This is a genomic window from Alicyclobacillus fastidiosus (assembly GCF_026651875.1).
GTDB classification, from domain to species: Bacteria; Bacillota; Bacilli; order Alicyclobacillales; family Alicyclobacillaceae; genus Alicyclobacillus; species Alicyclobacillus fastidiosus.
Genome location: NZ_CP104067.1, coordinates 1,415,083 through 1,435,820, shown reverse-complemented (window position 1 = coordinate 1,435,820; position 20,738 = coordinate 1,415,083). Strand labels below are relative to the sequence as shown.

Annotated in this window: 13 protein-coding genes; 2 read left to right on the top strand and 11 right to left on the bottom strand. The window is 53.7% G+C overall.

Annotated features, from left to right (window positions below):
- Positions 1 to 9: 9 nt before the first annotated feature.
- Both NZD89_RS07100 and NZD89_RS07095 read right to left on the bottom strand, forming a co-directional pair.
- Positions 10 to 909, bottom strand: a complete 900-nt coding sequence (locus NZD89_RS07100) for a carbohydrate ABC transporter permease (RefSeq protein WP_268007037.1) — start codon at positions 907 to 909, stop codon at positions 10 to 12.
- 55 nt (positions 910 to 964) lie between these two features.
- Entirely contained in the window at positions 965 to 2,338 is a 1,374-nt protein-coding gene (locus tag NZD89_RS07095; RefSeq protein WP_268007036.1) for an ABC transporter substrate-binding protein, read from the bottom strand.
- A 67-nt stretch (positions 2,339 to 2,405) separates the two neighbouring features.
- Between NZD89_RS07095 and NZD89_RS07090 the strand changes: the two genes are divergently transcribed.
- Positions 2,406 to 2,705, top strand: coding sequence for a hypothetical protein (locus tag NZD89_RS07090; RefSeq protein WP_268007034.1), 300 nt, complete (start codon positions 2,406 to 2,408; stop codon positions 2,703 to 2,705).
- Between the two features lie 630 nt (positions 2,706 to 3,335).
- Here the strand turns inward: NZD89_RS07090 and NZD89_RS07085 are convergent.
- The 8 genes from NZD89_RS07085 to NZD89_RS07050 form a co-directional block, all read right to left on the bottom strand.
- Positions 3,336 to 6,911 carry a M14 family metallopeptidase gene (locus NZD89_RS07085; protein ID WP_268007033.1) on the bottom strand — a complete coding sequence of 1,192 codons (3,576 nt, stop codon included), beginning with the start codon at positions 6,909 to 6,911 and terminating at the stop codon, positions 3,336 to 3,338.
- 303 nt (positions 6,912 to 7,214) lie between these two features.
- A complete protein-coding gene (locus tag NZD89_RS07080) occupies positions 7,215 to 8,510 on the bottom strand; it encodes an MFS transporter (RefSeq protein ID WP_268007032.1) in 1,296 nt (431 codons plus the stop codon).
- Between the two features lie 320 nt (positions 8,511 to 8,830).
- A complete protein-coding gene (locus tag NZD89_RS07075) occupies positions 8,831 to 9,631 on the bottom strand; it encodes a MerR family transcriptional regulator (RefSeq protein ID WP_268007031.1) in 801 nt (266 codons plus the stop codon).
- A 39-nt stretch (positions 9,632 to 9,670) separates the two neighbouring features.
- Positions 9,671 to 10,633, bottom strand: coding sequence for a hypothetical protein (locus NZD89_RS07070; protein ID WP_268007030.1), 963 nt, complete (start codon positions 10,631 to 10,633; stop codon positions 9,671 to 9,673).
- A 138-nt stretch (positions 10,634 to 10,771) separates the two neighbouring features.
- Complete coding sequence (gene gnd, locus NZD89_RS07065; RefSeq protein ID WP_268007029.1) at positions 10,772 to 12,181, bottom strand: NADP-dependent phosphogluconate dehydrogenase; 1,410 nt, start codon at positions 12,179 to 12,181, stop codon at positions 10,772 to 10,774.
- Between the two features lie 319 nt (positions 12,182 to 12,500).
- The gene (locus NZD89_RS07060) at positions 12,501 to 13,937 is read right to left on the bottom strand and encodes an aldehyde dehydrogenase family protein (protein WP_268007028.1); all 1,437 of its coding nucleotides are present in this window, start codon (positions 13,935 to 13,937) and stop codon (positions 12,501 to 12,503) included.
- A gap of 82 nt (positions 13,938 to 14,019) precedes the next feature.
- On the bottom strand, positions 14,020 to 14,973 hold the full coding sequence (locus NZD89_RS07055; protein ID WP_268007027.1) for a hypothetical protein: 954 nt from the start codon (positions 14,971 to 14,973) through the stop codon (positions 14,020 to 14,022).
- An 18-nt stretch (positions 14,974 to 14,991) separates the two neighbouring features.
- The gene (locus tag NZD89_RS07050; protein ID WP_268007026.1) at positions 14,992 to 15,699 is read right to left on the bottom strand and encodes a FadR/GntR family transcriptional regulator; all 708 of its coding nucleotides are present in this window, start codon (positions 15,697 to 15,699) and stop codon (positions 14,992 to 14,994) included.
- Positions 15,700 to 15,982: 283 nt separating this feature from the next.
- Between NZD89_RS07050 and NZD89_RS07045 the strand changes: the two genes are divergently transcribed.
- The gene (locus tag NZD89_RS07045) at positions 15,983 to 18,178 is read left to right on the top strand and encodes a dihydroxy-acid dehydratase domain-containing protein (protein ID WP_268007025.1); all 2,196 of its coding nucleotides are present in this window, start codon (positions 15,983 to 15,985) and stop codon (positions 18,176 to 18,178) included.
- A 123-nt stretch (positions 18,179 to 18,301) separates the two neighbouring features.
- Here NZD89_RS07045 and NZD89_RS07040 read toward each other — a convergent pair whose 3' ends face one another.
- Positions 18,302 to 20,731 carry a DNA gyrase/topoisomerase IV subunit A gene (locus NZD89_RS07040; protein ID WP_268007024.1) on the bottom strand — a complete coding sequence of 810 codons (2,430 nt, stop codon included), beginning with the start codon at positions 20,729 to 20,731 and terminating at the stop codon, positions 18,302 to 18,304.
- Positions 20,732 to 20,738: the final 7 nt, after the last annotated feature.

The window sequence follows — 20,738 nt, the reverse complement described above, 5'->3', positions numbered from 1 at the left end:
GCTCTCACCTCAAGCCTCATCCATATTCTTTTTCAAAATACGAATGTAGTAAATAATCAGCCCAATAATGAACAGCGTGCTAAGCCAAGCCATCGCTGACGCTTTGCCGAGGTAGAAATAGCGAAACGCGTTATCGAAGGTGAGGTACGTGACAGACGTCGTATCACTCCCTGTGAACTCCGTCAAAATGTCGTACACGCGGAAGGCCCCCATCACGCGAAGGACGACGGCAATAATGACCGCCGGCATGACTTGAGGAATGGTTACATACCGGATTTTCTTCCAAAAACCAGCACCGTCGAGCATGGCAGCCTCGTATAACTCTCCTGGGAGTGATTGAAGACCAGCCAATAACAACAACGTCATAAACGGGGTCATTTTCCAAATATCAGCGACCCCAGCCCAAAATACGGTTCCCGTGATGGTGGCCAGCCAAACCGGGTTGCTAGCTTGCGGCAAGAGATGTAATGCGTGCAACACAATTTGCAAAGCGCCGCCATTGGTCCCAGGTTGCAGCATGTAATCCCAAAGCAAACCATTGACCATCGTCAACAATGCCCAAGGAATGATAATGGAGGCCCGAAAGAACGTTCTCCCGGGAAAGGTTTGATTCAATAACAAGGCACAAAAGAATCCGAGGACCAATTCCACCGAACAAGTAAATAGCGTGAACCAGATTGAATTCCACAAAGAGTACCAAAATTGACCACTCGCTAAAATCTCTGCGTAGTTGCCAAAACCAACAAAGTGCACAGGAGAGCCGTCCAATAGATCGTAATGCAAGAAACTCCAGCAGAGCGATTGCACAATTGGGTAGACGAACACACAGGCTAAATAGATCACCGTTGGAATCAGCAGGGCGTATGCAAAAAGGCGATCCCCTCGTTTTAGCTTTGACATCTTCCGCATGGTCTGCCTCCTCTACGGCGGGCGGCCCACCATACGTACGCCGCCCGCTTTCTCTTTAATTGGTGCCTGCCTGCTTAATCGCTTGCTCAATTTTCGTCTGTGCGGTATCCAAAGCCTGTTTCGGGGTTTCTTGGCCCATAATCGCGCTGTGAAGTTGTGCGTTCAGGATGTCCGACCAACTTACATAGCCCGGGGCGTTCGGGCGGTTAACCCCGTATTTGTACTGCTCTTCCATGATCCCCATCGTGTGGGTCGTGTCGGCTTTCTTGAAATCTGGATCACTGTAGAACGAAGAGACGGTCGGATATTGACCGTTCAACTGGAACTCGGTCAACTGATATTGCTTCGAGGCCAAGAATTCCAAGAATTCAAGGGCGGCCGCTTTATGCTTACTGCTTTGCAGCAAGGCGACCCCTTCCGAACCGGTGACGGCCGCAGATTTCACATTTCCTTCACCGGGAAGGATCGTGGCTGCCGTTTGATTGACCACCTGCGATTGAGTTGGGTCGTTCAACATGGGATACATACCTTCCCAGTTGCTCATCATGGCGATTTTACCGGCGGCAAAGGCATCTTGTACTTGGGTTTCATTCCATTGCAGGCTGGCGGGATCGACCGTTCCGCTCTTGTACAGCGTCTGCATCATCTGCAAGGCTTGAATGCCACCGGGGCTATTGAATTCTGGCTGCCCCGCAGAGTTAAAGAACGAACCACCGTAGGCGCCCAAGAAACTGACGTAGTCGCAAGTCAGGCTCTCGGCTTGTTCCCAAGACCAACCGGACGCATAAATCCCTTTGCTCCCCAATTTCTGTTGAATGATCTGAGAATCTTTCAAAAGCTGATCGTAGGTGGTAGGTGGATCGTTCGGGTTCAACCCAGCCTCTTGGAATAATTTTTTGTTCCAATAGAAGTGTTTTGTACTGGAGAACCAAGGGACGGCCATGATGTGCCCGTCGTACGTCACCGATGTCAGCGCCGATGGTGTATATTCCTCTTGAACGCTCTTCGGAATCACATTTGTCAAATCGACAGCAACCTTGCCAGCATAGTACTGACCAGCCCAAATGGTGTCCATTTCAGCGAGGTCGATGTCGGAGGAATTGGACATCACGTCCGTCATGACTTTGTTGTACACGCTGTTGTAGTCGACGCCGATATTGTTGACTTTGATACCGGTTTGTTGAGTAAATTCCTTCTCAATTTCCTCGTCTGCCTTCTGTGCCGTACCGCCGGTATCCGTCCACAGAATGGTGATGGTTTGACCTTTCAAAGACGGATCGACGTTCGGGTAGTTACGCCACTTCAGTCCAGTATCGGTGCCTTTGCCGGCGGTTGCTACCGCACTGTTCGTGGTAATACCACATCCGGACAACGTAAAAACTAAACCTGTTACACCAACCGCTAGAAGACCAAAACTTTTGTTCTTCATATAATCGACCCCTCCCGATTCAACAGATTCAATGTTTTGCGGATGCCTCGAGGCCCTAGATGGCGGCATGAATCTGAAGTGGTACAAACTGTATCGCAGCCACCGATCAGGTGCTCAAGCACGCGAACACATTAAAATTGCAACTCTTCAGTTTAATGAGACAGACATTCCGACAACCCTGCCTGTTTGCTCGGAAAACGAACTAACCGAACAGACGCCATGGCACCAACTTTCAGAACTGCGAAACATTCAATATTTTCTAACCGTAGACCGCGTCTTCCTCAACATGTATTCTCATGAAACCATTACTATCTTGGATGATAGCATCACCCAGATTTACATCAAGCGATTTTGTGAATTAATCTAACAATGTCAAAAGATAATCCTCTGCGTTTTTTGATGACCCCCACGAATTAAGTAGACTAACCTGACACCGATGAAATCACCGTTCGCCGACCCTTTTGATAATCCGAACCACGGATGCCAAGACGGTTTGTGTAAGCGGTTTCCAAACGGTGACTCGTCGGTCCCTCCGGTAGGCGTAACAAGGTGTAGCAATCTATCTATCACCACCTCCGAATGGTCCGTTTCGGTTCGTGGGAAGCATCGTTCCAACCCACGATGATCACGCCGAATTGATAGCGCTTACCGGAGTCCTAATCACATTCATGTTGATAGATTACGCGAAAGACATCCCGGTTCATTATTCCAATGACTTTATTATCTATAATTTAGCATAGGCACTGCAATGTGTAAATGCGTAATATTTTGTCAAGTCTCAATACAATTCGCTTGTCTCACTAGGGTCTGTGCACCTCGAATACATCCGCCATCAGAACCAGTGAGGATGCATCCTCACACGTCCTCGTAGACCGGGGGACGAATTGCTGTGCTGTGAGGAACAGTCCAGATGGACACGTGCCCCACAGCACTTTGCCACTGATTGACGGTGTTGTTTTCCGTCACACTAGATACAGCGGAGGCGCACGCCGATGTGTTACACTCCCCGCATCTTGAGTGGGCGTCGCCGTGAAAGTGCGACGCATCCTGTCGCTCCTCCCGGCGTGTGGTCGCGGTTCACAACCGTCGACACTTGCGTGACCCATTGCCAAAGTCCCTCGTGTACTTTGCTGTGCGCGTGAACGACCTCGGTCAACGCTTCACCGTGCACCGTCTCGTCGTTCACTTCCGTAACAATATCGGCAGTGACCCAGTTGGGAAACCGCGCAATCAAATCGCGGCTCTGTGGCTCCGGAGTCACCATCCACTGATAGGTGATCACACCGTCCACGGTTGTGACCGGGAATTTCTCCTCGTGAAATGCAGTCCCCCACTTCATATACCGTTCCAAGAAAATGCGATTTCTCTCACGAATGGCGTCATCGCTCGCCAGTGTCCGGGAGATAATTTCCCTCAGTGGTCCATCTGCCGTGTCGTATTGCGCTGGCAACGAACACCAAATCGTGTAGATCTGCGCGTGAGGAATCCAATACGAGACAGGGAAGGACGGTGGACTGTTGTAGCCCGCGAACGGTTGCAGCCATTCGTGGGAGGGAATTCCGTGGTCATCGATCACGACATCTGGCTTCCACTGTTCCCACACGCGAGCAAACGTTCGGCTTTCCCCGAAGGGTGTGTCCTCGTGGAAATAGTGATGCCCGAACTCGAAGCCACATGCGTTGAAGCGGGCGGCGTGATGCTTCCAAAATGGGTGTTCTTGAATGAGTTGACGATGCAATTGTGCCCCGTCGACGTTTTGAATCGGAATGACGATGACGTTGCAATCCCGAAGCAGATGCGGATTCTCTATCAATTTCGCAATCAGGATGAGCGTCGCATTGGTGCTGGACACCTCGTTGGCATGGTGGCGTGCGACGACAAAGATAGACGGTTTATACAGAATGTCCTTCGAACGGCTGGTCAAATATTCTTCTGGGGCTGGTTCGCGCAGCTCGACCGCTACGATGGGATGCCCTTGAAACGAGGTGTCAATCACCCACGCCCGACCAGGGAGATGGGCATTGTGACTCATCAGCCAATGGGCCACGTCCTCGTTTTGCCAGATGTTCGATTGGACGTTCGGGAGCTCACTTGCAGGTGCAGACGGAAAGTACGACCTGAGTGATGAACTGCCACACCCGTTCACAGTGCGGTCTTCAAGCGGTTTGTCACTCAACCAACGCGTGAAATCCAGAGCGGGTACACGCGACGGGCAAGAGGACACGTACACACGCGAATGACCGTCGCAAAACCCGACTCCACTGACCTCCACTGCGGCCCACTCGGTTTTTGAGCGCACCGGATCTACCCGGATAAATCGCTTGCCAGTCTCGGTATGGACCGTGACGGCTTCCTCTGGTCCGTGTCCGTAGAGGCGGATGGTCGCTCGGGGTGAACCTGGCGCCACGTGAACGAGTGGAATCACGGCACCGGGTGTCATCCACGCTGGCTGCCCTACTTGCTTCGCATATCGTTGAAATGCGTGCAGGGAGTAAAAATAAATCTCCTCGTGCAGCGCTTCCGGGAAAGAACTGACTTCCTCGTAGACGCCCAGTCTCGTCTCGGGGCTGTCTACCGATACCTCGACCTCGAGGCGCGCGAACGGCGTCGGGCTCTCTACATCGACCACACGCTGGGGAATGTGACAGATGATGTCGCGCTGGAACCAATCCCAAAACAGAGAATATATAGTAGGAATCACAGAGACTTTCAACACATCTCGCTGGCCATCTGTCGCCACTCGGCTCACGCGGAATCCCGCGGCCGGAACCACTACAGAGGGACTGTCGGCATCATCGGGCGCATAGCGGCGCGTTTGTGTCAAACTCTCCCACGTCCACGCGCGGATGAGGTTGCCGTCGTCATCCGACGCCGTCACCTCATACATCGGCCCACTTTCGTCCAGTAAAGCGAGTGTCACACGCTCCACGGGAATGTCTAATTCACGGGCGAGGACGGCGTCACTGGGAAACAACTCCTGCAAAAACCGCTGGGGCATATCGAGCAATCCGGATTCCTGGGATACCTTTTGCGCCTTCAGTTCGACGTGCGCAATTTTATCGGAATACAAGCGCAGTTCGGGCAAGACGTCATCCATGATCCAGTGAAATCCCGCTTTCATGACATCGCGATACACCACCTGAACCCGTGGCGCGAACTGTTCGGCTTCCCCCTGTCCGCGGACCGCAGCGAGGAATTCAGGTTGGTGTGCTTGAAAACTCTCGTTGGATTCACTCGTGAAAACTTCGATGACAAGGGTGTCGTTTGGCGTGACAGATGAAGCGTCAGTCAAGCGTGCCGGAGCGCCATCGATGCTCACGTGGAGTTGTGCCATCGCCTCGACAAGTTGCTGCCCGATGGTATCCAACTCGCTCGTGCCGGACCAACTCTCCTGCCACAGAAGCGGCGCGGGCAGCGTACAAACATCGACTCCGCGAGCAGTACACCATGGCTGGATTGCCTTTGCCAAATGGGAGGGCGCCGTGATCGATTGAATGGCAACTTGCTCATATGTCAGTCGGCTGAGCTCAAGTTCACATTCGGCCCGCGTCTGAATATCTGGGTGGGCACTCTGTAGTGCGCGTAATTTGCCCTGCCAACTCGAGCACGTGACGTCGTCTCGATTGTCAAACCACTCATCCACCAGGTGGCGGATCACATCGCGCAGGTCATCCTCCGACGGGCCGACTATCACAATCGAATTGTGTTGAATCTCGATGGAACCTTCCGCCGCCTGTTCGTCCACACGAATCTGAAAAGTCACTCGTGAGGACGGTCGATAAGTGTCCTCCAGACAGGTTACTGGAAAGCGGACGCGACCGGCTTCCAGCCCCAGGCGTCCTGCCAACATCAACACTTCCGATAGGGCAACATCTGAAGCAACCAGAAATGTCGCATCAAGCTCTGGAAGTATGTCACCAACATCTCGAAATACGCCGTCGGTGGAAAATAGGTTCTCTAACCTGACTTGACGCGACGGTGACTCGAAGAGTGTGCTATCCTCTGACCTCCACCGCGCTGCATCCTGCGGTTTCACGACGAACGCAGAGCGACTCGGGAATTCGCGTCCCATGTTGTCTGAGGCTACAGCGCGAACCGCATCCAACATGGCTAAAGGCGTCTTTCCCGCGGCCACCGCGAACCGATCTCCGACGACAGACACAAGTCCCTCGTCGGCGTCGAGCGCGTCGTATTGCGCAAAAAACGCATCCGCATCGACACCAGATCCGAGGATGGAGGCCAACCATGCCCGTGAAGCCCCGATTACCAACTGCAGGCGGCCCACCCCTAGCTCCTGGCGGGAGTTGTGATGCGCAGGCGTCGACCCGGAGTCTGCCGTTGAGCTGATACCCAGATCTCCAGACGCGACGTACACGTTTTCGAGAAGTTCTCGCGGGAGCCGCGGGAGCTCTAGCCCAAAGCGCACGGATAGTTCAATGAGCGCACCCGCGAACGCCACTTCCCATTCCCTTTCAACTGGTTGTTCAACGAATACCCGGTGCGCAATTTCGACTGGCTTTCCCGCTTCATAAGACAAGATGCCCCCGGGATTCCAGAGTTCGTTTACATGCATCGAGACTGCTCCTCTCTCTACCCAACTCATCCTCCCAGATTGAATTCAGCGCAGGTCGGGTCCACTCCTGCACCTCTAATCCGTCAGCCTTGGTATCGACTACTCGCGAAGCCAGTAGCCACACAGTTGAAGCGAAGTACCGGGATCGTGATCATCTTAGCCAAACAAAGAGAGACGCGGTAGTTACCGATACCCGATAGCCTCCGCGTCTCCCGCTGTGCACCCACAAATATCCATATCAAAACGAATTCACATCACTATCTGACGCCCATACTCGAGGTACAAAGACAACCGCGTTTGATTTTAACCATGACGGATAGCGGGGCTGCTCAATCGCTTCGGAAGCAGAACGCTCCCCATCACACCGACAAACGAAAACGCGGTAGGTAGGATGAATGCGATACCGTATGCGTGGCGTGCTACTTGTGGAGTGGCCCCTGTTGCTCCCCCAGCCGCGTCGATCATCGCTCCGAACAACACGGGCAACAAGACTGCACTGAGAAACCCACCTGTGTTTGCAAATCCAGAGGTAACACCAGCGCGCTCGTTTGGAACCCGGTCGCGGATGACGGCAAACGTCAGCAGACTACTCCCGCAGCCAAATCCAACGATAAACATGATGATCCCCGACACGACAAGGGGTGGCTCTCCTCGCCAGAGGACGACTGCCAGCCAAGCAATTGTGCCGAGTGTTTGCGTCGTCAAGTACGGTCGTCGCCGGTCGTGCAGCCGGTCACTTAGCCACCCCATCACTGGACTCGCCACCAGCGCCCCGATGAATGCAGTGAGAGTGAACCATGCGGCCTCTGCACGCGGAAGGCGGTAGACATCCATAAAGTATGGGATAATCCACATACTGACCATGGACAGATACGTCCCCATTGCACCAAAGTGACAACAAAATGTTGCCCACGCCAGTCGATCCCGGATGACATCCGCGAGCATTTTCCCCACGGGTATCCGTTCAACCCGCACGTTACCCGCTTTCTCCATCGCCGCCGCACGGGCTGGCCCACTTCCGATAAGAACAATAAAATCAACGACACCCGCGACCACAAGAAGAATTCCGATCACAGTAAACGGGAGGTGCCACCCTGCCGCAGCAATCCATGCTGCAAGTGGAATACTGGTCACCAAGGCACCGAGGTTACCTGCCGTATTGACGACGGCCAAAACCGCCGCAAACCGTCCCTTAGCAAACCATTTGGCGAGGATAAGTACGATGTTTACCCAGATTAAGGAATCCCCTAATCCAATGATTGCCCGACCTACAAGCAGCCAATCAAAACTGTGGGCGGATGAAAAGACAAGGGTTCCAACGCCATCGCAAAGCACGCCCATCACGAGCATCCGCTCCGGCCCTGACTTGTCTCCGTATAGTCCGATGGGAATTTGCAACAGCATGTACAAGAGATATTGAACGCTCGTAATCGAACCCAAAACCGCCGCAGAAATATGGAATTCCGCCTGAAGCTGGTCGGAGATAACGCCGGGCCCGGTACGCTGTGTGAACACCAGTAGATACGACACACCGATACACACCAGCACCAACCAACCCCACCGTGCTGCAATCGCATCTCCAATTCTAGACTCGCGCATTTGTTGATACCTCACAGATCATGGATTCCTATAACGACATATGACTCTAGATGAGGTACGCAATAATGTCAAAGCTAACGGAAAAAGTAGGGTTTAAACCCATTTTGTTCCATAGGACCACACAAAGAGGTGAAATTCACTGGTGTGCGATGGTTTCGGATGTGGTTGGGGTTTTCGTCATTTCCCGATGGATGGTGGATCTACGTGGATATGCCCATGACCAAAGACCGTACTTCGGTGCCGCTGACGGCACCTGTCTTTGTAACTGGACCGACCGTGCTCGAGGGTCACGAGCCTCCGTGAAGGACGAAGGCAGGTCCTCATTTTCTCCCAAACGGCCACCAACCACGTTTGGGTTTCTGTTGCTCAATCGACGCCGCGACCTCTTCGAACGTTTGTTTGACTTCCTGCATGCTGCGGATGGATTGCAACCACGTTTCTTCACGATCAACCACGATGCGGTTCATCGTCTCATTTTGCTCGACCACCAAGTACAGTGCGTCGCTCAATCGACCGATTCGCTTTTTCAGTTCAGCGCTCTCCGATGCTAGTGTAAGCTGCACCTTGTCGATGCGCTCCTCGTGTTCCATCGCCAAGGCGCGCAGACAATTCATCAACTCATCGTGTTGGCGCCGTCTTTCATCCTCCATACGTTTGAGTTGTTCGAGCATTTGCGTGTAACTTTCGGCAATCTGCATCATCAGCGGCTTCGGTTCGACCTCCGTGGTCACAGCTATTTCCTGCACGCTCTGCTGCAGCGTGCGGCGGATCATTTCGTTCGGCGTACTTACCTCTTTCATCTTGGCAATCGCGGCAAATATATCGACAGAGGATTCCTCGTATCGCCTCGTACGCCCAGTCCCAACTGTCGGCAGGTATTCGCGGAACAAATCCGACCATTCTTTGACCGTCGTGCGTGGACGATTTAGTTTCCGCGCAATATCTGAAAGCGTATATGTGCAAGTAGATTCGAGATCCATCTCCACTCCATCGCCACCCTTCGCCAGCATCGTGTACGGACATTCATATTGTCTCGCACCTTCGTTGCGAAGTCCGTCGAAACGCGATGAAAAGAGATAGATTTCGAAATTTTTAGCGATTTGTTGCGTATCCTGCCCCACGCCTGCGCAGCCAATTGTTCAAGCTGGTTTGCCTACGCCTTATGGAGTGACCTTATCACTATCGTATTCACGCATAGAAACTGCCATCCTTAAGGCATCCAATATTTGTGTCATCGTCGGCGAAGGGCAATCACATTCAAATAATTCGTTTCCGAATACCCATCCAATTTGTGTAACTGGATTGCCAGTTGCGTGAGGATTAATCAGGATTCGACCGTCGGTTGGCGGGAGGGCATGGGTCTGTATAAAGGAATCGACTTGTTTGGCTTCATTTATAAAATCAATCGAAGGTGCGCCAAACACATCGATTTTCCATCTCCCCATCTGCCACTCAATTACATCTTGTGGTAATTGGTAGTTCGTTGACCCACCAGTGTTGTATTGCTGACCCGTACTGTATTGCTTCATGACACCACCCGTATCTATCGAACTAGCTGGTCCAACCTTTTGTACATAGAACGCTGAAGCAAGTTCCTTCATGGCTGCCTCGTGGCTCCCGTAGTACTTTCCACTAAACATGCCCATAAAAGAAGCTGCGGATAATTGACCTATACTAGGATCGTTCAAAGGAACTGACGTAGGTGTGGCGTACAAACGAACCGTGTAATTCCAGTCAGACGCACTTTCGCTCACGCCCACAAAAGCGGCCTGTGGCTGGAAGGTAGGTTGCGTAGGGGCAAAAATAGCTGGCATCTTTGTCCTTGACATCACTTGTTCCATTGCCTGAGCAATATATTTTGCAAATTGCATTCCATCGGCTTGTGGAGGAATTGTGGTGTCTGTGCTGTTGGATGTACGGTTTGTCGCGACAGAATTCGAATCGTTCGCCGGTGCGAATGAGTTCGTCAGGGAACTGGTATTCGCTTGATTGTCAGTTTCATTTCCTTGAATCGCATTGGCCTGATTACGGGTTGGTTGATTCGATTGAGGAGAAGACGAACACCCGGCTAACGTGCCGATGATTGTGAGACACGAGAACGTAGTAAAAGCAAGACGGTTCATTGGTACTCCCCCTCTGCCGGCATGAAAGTGAGCTGCTGAGAACTTGTTTGTGAGTGAAACCACTCCTCACTTTCGTACAATATCAACGGCGCGAGCGACAAAGTCGCCGCCCGCACCACGTCCACCTTTAAATCTTAATCATTCCATCCAGTTGAAGTGGAAAACGCCCTCACGGTCCACGCGGCGGAACGTATGAGCCCCAAAGTAATCCCGCTGCGCTTGTAACAGATTCGCCGGAAGTGTTTCCGAACGATAGCTGTCAAAGTAGGCGAGTGCGCTCGAAAACGCCGGTATCGGCACGCCGTGTGTAACCGCCATAGCGACCACTTTCCGCCAGGCACCTTGATATTTTTCGACGATGTTCTGGAAGTACGGATCGAGCAGCAGGTTTTTCAGATTCGGGTCGCGATCGTATGCGTCCTTGATGTTCTGCAGGAACCGCGCGCGAATAATGCAACCGCCACGGAAGATCATCGCGATGTCGCCGAACCTCAAATCCCAACCGAACTCCTCGGAGGCGGCTCGCATCTGCGCAAATCCCTGTGCGTACGAGCAGATTTTACTCGCGTAAAGCGCTTGGCGAACATCCTCGATAAACTCGTCTTTATTCTGTTCAAACGGAGGGAGATCCGGACCCTTCAAAATTTTGCTCGCTGCCACGCGCTCGTCTTTCATGGCGGACAGGAAGCGAGAGAAGACCGACTCGGTGATCATCGAAAGTGGGACGCCGAGGTCCAGCGCGCTCTGGCTGGTCCACTTGCCGGTGCCCTTTTGACCTGCCGTGTCAAGAATGACATCGACCATGGGCTGATCGGTCTCCGGGTCCCTTTTTGTGAAAATGTCGGCCGTGATTTGAATGAGATAGCTGTCGAGTTCGCCGTCATTCCACTCGGAGAACACGCGATTCAAATCGTCCGTCGACAGGCCGACCACGTGCTTGAGCAAATGGTACGCCTCACAAATCAGTTGCATGTCCCCGTATTCAATGCCGTTGTGCACCATCTTGACGTAATGCCCTGCACCGTCCGGTCCAATGTACGTACAACAAGGATCTCCATTTACTTTCGCGGAAATCGCCGTCAAGATGGGCGCCACCAACTCGTACGCGTCAGGTTGCCCACCAGGCATAATGGCAGGTCCTTTCAGTGCACCTTCTTCACCACCGGATACGCCCGTGCCGATAAAGCGAATGCCCTTGGCTTCGAGCTCCTCATTGCGACGGCGCGTGTCTTGGAAGAAAGCGTTGCCGCCATCGATGAGGATGTCGCCCTCGTCGAGATGTGGAATCAGTTGCGCGATGGTATCGTCCGTCGGGGCACCCGCCTGGACCATGATGAGGATTTGACGCGGCCTCTCAAGCGACTCGATGAACTCCTCAATCGAGTATGTAGGGTGCAAGTTTTTGCCCGGGGATTCTTGAATGAGTTCATCTGTTCGCTGTCGCGTACGGTTGTACACAGACACGGAAAAGCCCCGACTTTCAATGTTTAAAGCAATGTTTTTTCCCATTACAGCGAGTCCAACAACGCCAATCTGCTGCTTTGACATGGGTTGCCTCCTTTGAGTTCGATGACCTGCAAACATGAGACGGGTGACAAATACAGACTGACAAGCAGCTCGACGACTCACAGCTGCCCGACCTTATCATTGAATATTCTATCATCTATATCCCTAAAAGTTTATAAAATTTATAGGTCTTTTCGTGTGCCGATTTGATTCCATCGTGGAACACCTTGTGGCAGCAAGTAGGAGGGCTTTGATTACAGAGCTTCCTAATCGAATCATCTCAATCCCCGTCATGGCGGGCGGTTCAACCGAACCTACCCGAGCCAGGACGGGGACTTTTTTTCTCGTCAACCGATCCGGTTTAGCCGTAGTACACCGCACAGGTTTTTAATTGGCTGTAAAAATCGAGTGCGGCTTGGCCTTGTTCGCGCGTATGCGAACTGGATAGCTTCATACCGCCGAATGGCGCCTGGTATTCCACGCCAGCCGTCTCGAGGTTCACTCGCACCATCCCGGCTTCCGCCTCGTCTAAAAAGCGCAACCCGTGCCTGACGTCGCGGGTAAACACAGAGGCGCTCAAGCCGTAGATGGTCTGGTTGCACAGAGCTATCGCCTCATCCAAGTCCTGTGCGCGCAAAAGGGTGGCCACCGGACCGAAGATTTCCTCTTGAATCAGTGGATGATCCACGCCTACGCCACCGGCGATCAGCGGTCGAACATAGTATCCACTCGCCTCGTTCACGTCTGTCTCGCCAGACAAGAGCATCTGCGCGTCGTCGTGGGCGAGTTTGACGTACGAGCGAACCGTCTCGTACTGGGATTGCGAGGCAACCGGTCCCAAGTAAGATGCAGGGTCTAACGCGTGCCCCAACTTCACGGTCGATAAGCCTTGGCGCAGTGCGTCCACGAGTTCATCATAAATTGCACTTTCCACGATGATGCGGCTTGTGGCGGTGCACTTTTGGCCGGCGGATCGAAAGGCGCCGCTGAGAATTGCCGGCACGGTCACGGCTAAATCGGCATCGCTTAGCACGACGGCGGCGTTTTTCCCACCCATCTCGGTTTGGTACTTGATGTTGCGCTTGGCACAAACCCCCGCCACGTGTCGTCCAATCGCCGTCGATCCGGTGAAACTCACCGCATCCAACTCGACTTGTTGGAGCATCGCGTCACCGACGTCACGTCCTTTGCCTACCACCAGATTGAGGACGCCTGCCGGCAAACCTGCGTCCTGAAACACTTCGGCGAGTCGAGCAGCCGTCAGCGAGGCGACTTCGGCCGGTTTCCACAGAATGGTGTTGCCGCAAATGAGCGCGGGCGCAATCTTCCAAATCGGAATGGCGACTGGAAAGTTCCACGGCGTAATGAGGCCAACCACACCGAGCGGAACCCGTTTGCTGTATTGCAAAACCTGCGTGGCGCTCGCCGGAATGACATCCCCGATGGCACGAACGCCCTCTCCCGCGTAGTAGCGCAAGAGGTGGATCCCGCGGGTCACCTCTCCCCGCATTTCCGAAATCGGCTTTCCCATCTCCGAACTTGCGAGCGTCGCGATTTCGTCTGCGCGGGATTCCAATTGTTGTGCCATCCGGTAGAGGACTTCACCCCGGGCGGCTCCGGTCGTGCCCGCCCAGCTCGGAAGTGCACGGCGTGCCGCCTCTCCAGCCTGAAGCACGTCAGCGGCGGTGGAGAGGTGAATCACTCCGACTTCCTCTTCGATATTGGACGGATTCAAGATGCGAACTTGGCCTGCTTTTGGCGTCGTGTATTCGCCACCAATCAGATTGCGAGTTTCCACGATATGCGCCCCTTTCTAGTCGATAGGTTAGGTGGTATGGACTTCGTTTTGCGCTAGTACAATTCAAACTGGATGTGCGAGTTTAACGGACAGCGTGTGGATTTTTCACGATGACCGGGATGCCGAGTCCAGGTCCTGCGAGTTCAGAGGCGACTGCATCTGGGGCGTAGCGCTTGAGCATCTCCAGACCGAGTGCCGCGCGACGGACGCGTTCGCGCGTCAACAGAATCGCGGTTTGCTCCAAATGGGTTCCAGATGGATAGATGTTCGGTGCATTTCGAAGGCCAAATTTGATGTAGACTGGCGCGAGGACGCGGATGATTTCTGGCAGCTCATAGTGGCGGACGAAGCCGCCGAAATCGTCGGGCGCTTCGACGTACATGTCGATAGCCAAGTCCGCCACCTGACGGATGGACGCAAGCCGCTGCAAAGGCTGGTCAGAGGCGACGTTAAACGTACTCGCGCCGAGGTCTTGCAACATTCGAATGGACACCGGATTGGACGCACCTTGAAGCACCGAAACCTTGACGACGAGGTCCTTGGGAAGCTTGCCGAGCGCTTTGAACTCGTTGACCAACCAGATCAGTCCTTCGTCTGCGACCAGGACGCTGCGGATTCCTAAGTCACACGCGCGGTGAATGTCCTCCAGTGCGTACACCAGTTGATCCATGCCGGCATGTCGCCACCCGATGTTCTTGCCCGCCTGCGTAAGCGGCTGTGCGCCAATGTCAAAGGGCGCCCTTGGCCCGACAAATAGACAGACCTCGATGCGATGTTCATACCCGAGTTCGGCCATTTCCAGGATCTCTTCATCCTTTAACAGCATGATCCCGCTGCCTTGTGAGATCCGATGAACCTGAATGCCGTGGTGCCTAATCTCTTCGATGGCAGCGCGCATCGCATTTGGCCCTTCGACACTCGGGATTTCAACGCGATACTGCGCCCCATCTGCAAACCGCTTTTGGGAAGTTGGCAAGTCGTACGCGTCTCCCAGTGGCAACTGCAATTTCCGCAAACCGTCTCTCGCCCATTCCATCACGCGACATCCCTCTCTTCACCTTTTGGTCGTGCCTTCGTTCACAGAAGCGTTGCCGAGCACATACGACCTCATGTCTTCGACGTGCGACTGCATCAGCGATTTCGCCTGCTGTGCGTTCCTTTGGCACAGCGCGTCGGCGATGATCAAGTGGTAGTGCGCTGCCTTTTCAATCATGCCAGGGATCATGTTGGTAAAGCTGCGCCCCTGATGAAATTGGGCCTCTATCGACTGAAACATACGAAATAGCATTTCGTTGTGAGCAGCCTGTGCGATGAGGTGGTGAAACTTCACATCTACTTGATGAAAGTTCTGCCGCCTCTCGATAAGCCTCGACATTTCCGTCGCCGCGCGGTCGATGTCTCTGATTTCATCCATAAATCCGCGTTGTGCAGCCAGATAGGCGAGCTCTGGTTCGAGTAGTCTTCTGGCTTCAAACAACTCTTGCAAGGAAGTTGAGGTGAGTTCCGGGGTAAGCGCGTGGGTCGCTGCGAGATCTGTTCGGATAAACGTGCCACGTCCCTGTTCAATCGTGATGACGTCGCGGTTTTCGAGTATCCGAAGCACTTCTCGAAGCGTGGAGATACCGACGTTCAATTCCTCAGATAATTTCTGGAGGGGTGGGAGTCTGTCGCCCGGACGCCAGATGCCGTTGCGAATCTGCTCCTCCACGGCGGCTAACGTCGATTCAAACACGCCTTGTCGCGTCCCAGCGATGTGACTCACCCCTTCGAATGAACACAATATTTCTACACAATTGAATCATATGATGATTTAGGGAGCCCAGTCAACCGCTTTCAAACTCCGTCCACTCTGAACGAACATCGATAAGTTGCATACCGAAGTAGCGTTCATAGAATCAGAATATTCTTATTGATCATATGAATTATTAAAATATACTTTATCATATGATCAATTCTGTGTTGCGCAAATCGCAGATAGCACCGTCTGGTTGCGTCTCTGATTTTCCGGAAGGACAGCCGAGCGGTGATTAAAGGAGTGTTCTCCTGTGGAAAATCTTCGCATCAACAATCCGATTAACCCCTACGAATGGAATGTGCAAGGGAAGGCAAACGAACCAATTACCGTTGCTGCGCTTCTCGATAAAGCGCGCCAAATGCTCGGCCCCGAAGTTGCGGACATCGCTGTGACCTGGTCACTCGATGAAATTTACACGAGACTCGAAGAAAATGCGCCACGCATCGCCATCTTGGGCGGTTCTTGGGATCATCCCGCACACGTGATGGACCTCGGAACCGTACTGCGCGCGGCCATCTCGCTCTGGCATCGCGGAGCTGTCCCGTTTTACGCGGCGACGCCGGTGCTCTGTGACGGCACGGCCCAAAACACCATGGGTATGAGTTATTCCCTGCAAAGTCGCCACGCCATCGCCAATATGGTCGTAAACCACATGGAAGCGCAATCGTACCACGGGGCCTTTGTCATCCAGGGGTGCGACAAACAGCCCTTGGGCGTCGTCTGTGGACTCGCGCAACTCGACTACATCCGGAATCTCCGCGGCGAAGCCCCAGTCGTGGCGACGTTCGCACCGGTACACGTATTAAAAGGCGGGACCATTCCAGAAAAGCTTCGGATGGAGCTCGAACAAGTAGCCATCCGCGCAGAGTCCACCGGATTCCAGTCCATCGCCGACGACCTGCGCGACGCCATGTCCTACATCCTTCAGTGCTCCTCCAACACCGCGTTCCAAGGCGTCTTCACGAGGGCCGTCAAAGAAGGCGTCATCACGAGGGAAGAGCACAAACTGTACGAACAAGTTCTCGCGGTCAACACGTGTGATGCGGCAGGCGGCATCTGCGCGTTTCACGGCACAGGCAACAGTTCACGCGATCTCGTCGCAGGCCTCGGCCTCGTGCACCCAGCCGTGGAACTATTGACAGTCCCTCCGACGTTCGCCCAGGTTGACGCCTCTATCGCAGCGATGCTTGGCGTGATCAATCAACCGGAGTACAGCGTATCTCGGCTCATCAAAGCGAACATTCAAAACGCCATCCGTATTCACAGCGCCGCCGGTGGATCCTCCAATTTGATGATGCACATGGTAGCCGCCATGGTCTATGCAGGGCAGCCGTTTAGCCTGTACGACATCGAGCAGGTGTACGACGAGTACCCGATTCCGGATCTATTTGACTACAGCCTCACGGAGAGGCGGGATATCTACGAACTCGCCATGCAGTGCAGTGCCGGTTCCTCACGGGGCATGGAGACGCTCATGTACGAGTTGATTCAAAACGGTGTGCCGATGGATGTGGATGCGCCGACGATGGCCGCATTGACATGGCGGGAGAGGCTCGAGGACAAACGCGGTCTCGCAGCGTCGAACGTCACCGACAACCCCATCATCTTGTCCAGTCCGCGACGTCCCTTCAGCGGCATGGACGTACTGCGCAGTAACTTCTTCGCGAACGCCGTCGTCAAAATCAGCGGGTTGACGACAGCACAGCTGGACGAATTCGACGACAAAGTCGCCGTCATCGTCTATTATCCCAACGAGGAAGAAGCCAACAGGCATCTACTAGATCCCCAGTTGACCCAAACGTGGCGGATCGACCGCATCGTTCCGGTGGGCGTCCTCTCACACATGTATAGATTGAATGGCGGCCAGGGCACACCAGCGGACGACTACGACCAGTTGTTTCAACAGATGATTGACGAGCGGCTGTTGAAAACGGCCATCGTCATTGGTGGTCAAGGTCCGGAGGCGTTCGGCATGCCAGAGATGTTTACGCCGATGCAGCACATCAACGCCAATCACGCCTTGCAAAAGTTGTCTGTGTTGATGAGCGACGGCCGCTATTCCGGGGTGACCTATGGGGCAGCCATCGGTCACATCACACCGGAGGCCATTCATGGAGGGGGAATCCTCTACCTGAAGACGGGTGACCTCGTCCAACTCGGCTTCCGTCGTAAACGCATCGATCTCCTGGACACAGACGCACTTCAACAGGGCGAATTGCGTCTTGCCCCAGCAAATTGGCGCACGTCGCGCGAATCGCTGGCGCAGGCGCGAAAGGTCGACCTCGTCGAGCGCCGGCGCCAGATTGCTGCTTGCAACCGGCTGACACATTGTACCGACGCAGCACACGGCGTCGTGCCAGAGGCAATCTGGGAAGAGGCAGAGCTAAACCAGCAGGCACTCGGGCAGCATCGCGTTGTGGCGCAGGAGCGATCGGAAGTGCGGTAGACGCGCTCGCGTACGATGTATCCAAGGCTTCATGGATGAGTTGCCGTTGCGCCGGGGAGCCAAGCCGACAAACAGTCGCTTGGACCCCCGTCCCCGGGCAGGAGCCACAGATGGCTCACATCCCTATTTTTCCGGCATCCAGACAAGGCCAGTCACAACCGACTGCGGTTCTAGCGTGACAAACGGAAGCGGGGCCGAACTCTGTGACACGTCAATCTCAAACCCTTGAATGGTTTGGTTGTCGATGATACACGCTCCTCTCTGCATCCCTTCTGCCATCAAACTCCCGACGATCCACCCGTCAGACCCGAGACCCTTCCACGCTTGCGTCCCCTTCATTCCACGTTTCTTTTCAGGCAGGCGCTGTGACGGGACGACTCGAAAGAACCCGTGACTTTCAAACAATACGACCTGAAATGGCACGTCCTGTTCAACAGGATACGCATGGAGCACACGGTCGTTGCGAGTGAGTGAGATGACACGGCTCCCAGAAGAACTCTTGCCTGTTGTGGCGATTTCCGCCTGCTGGTACACGCCGATGTAGCCGCGTTGTGTCGTCACGACCATCCGGTGGTCATCCGTCGTCACAAATACGTGTTTCAACTCGTCGCCCTCTTTGATTCGAACACCTTTCACGGCCACTGACCTATCCGTGCGGTATTCAGAAAGCGCCGTCTTCTTCACCAGTCCTTCAACCGTCACAAAGCAGAGTAACTGGTCAGTTTCAAAGGTGGAAATCGGTATCAGCGAGACGATTTTCTCCTCGGCGGGCATCGAGACGACCGTATGTAGCGGTGTCCCTTCGTCCTTCCACTTCCCTTCAGGCAGCTTGTGGACCAACAGGGAATAGTACATTCCACTGGCTGTGAACATCAAAAGGGTGTCGGTGGTCTTCGTCAAGACCGTTTCCTGGACGCTGTCGCCAAGCTTTAAATTGATGGCATTTACGCGCTCTATCCCCATGTAGGCACGCTTTGAAAGCCGCTTGATATAGCCGTTCTTTGTGACGACGACGTAGACTTCTTCCTCGGGAATGGTCATGGTGACATCCACATTCAGTTCCTTCGTCTGTCGTTTGAGCGGAGATAGGCGTGGATGGCTATAAAGTTTTACGTACTCTGTCATCTCTGTTTGAATGACTTTGTCTAACCGCTTCGGCGAAGCGAGGATGCCTTCCAGGTGTTTGATGGTTTTTTGTAAATCCAACCACTCCTTTTGAAAGCTCTCGATTTCCAGATTGGTTAGCCGATATAGGCGTAAGTCGAGAATTGCATTGGCCTGTACCTCAGTCAGGTCGATTTGCTCGGTCAATTGCTCGACTGCGTCTTTCCGGTCCTTCGACTCGCGAATAATCCGAATCACTTCATCTAGACGGTTCAGGGCCTTGATGTACCCTTCGACGATATGAAACCGTTCCTTGGTACGGGCCAAGTCGAATTGCGTTCGCCGACGAATGACATCCCGCTGATGGTTGATATAGGACGATACAAATCGCTTGAGATCTAACTTCTCGGGACTGCCATTCACAATTGCCGTCATGTTCGCGCGGTAGTGCGACATCAAGTCGGTGTTTTTGTAGAGGTAGGCGATAATGGAGTCGATTTGCTCATCACTCAACCCCTTCTTCAGCTCGACGACAATCCGCGCGCCTGTGGGTCCGTGTTTCCTGTCCGTCTCGTCCCGCGCTTCGACGATGCCGTCGATGTCTTTGTTCAAGACGATTTCCTGGAGAGCGACGACGATTTGTTGCTTCACCGCATTGTGCGGCAGGTGGGAAAACACCAGTTGAACGTTGTGCTTGCTTGGACGTTCGATTTCCACGCGGGCCGCCATCATGAAACTACCGGACCCGGTCGTATACATCGAGCGGATGCCCTCGATGTCCATGACCTCACAACCAGTCGGGAAATCTGGTGCTTGGATGATGTCGATGAGATCTTGGTTACTGATGTCCTCGTCGTTCAGGTACGCTACACATGCCTGTACCACGTCCCGGGGATTGTGTGGCGGAATGTTGGTGGAAAACCCACTGGCGATGCCGGACACGCCATTGATGAGCAAATTTGGCAGCCGCGCGGGCAGGACAACCGGTTCCGTCGCTGTCTCGTCAAAATTGGCCACCATTTTGACGGTGTCCTTTTTAATGTCCTGCAAGAGTTCCAAGGCATAGGAGGACAGGCGGGCCTCTGTATAGCGCATCGCCGCCGCCGGATCTTTATCGATAGATCCCCAGTTCCCATGACCGTCGATGAGCGGTTGATTCGTCTTAAACGGTTGAGCCAGATGCACCATGGCGTCATAGATGGCGGTATCGCCATGTGGGTGATAGTTCCCCATCACGTCGCCCACGGTTTTCGCAGACTTGCGGTACCCCTTGTCAGGCGTATTCCCCGCTAAGAACATCGAATACAGGATGCGGCGCTGCACCGGCTTGAGCCCGTCGCGCGCATCGGGAATGGCGCGATTTTGAATGGTGTACTTCGAATATCGACCAAATCTATCCCCGAGTAGATCAGAGATATCTACCGTAATGGTTTTATCAATTGTATCCAACAGTCAG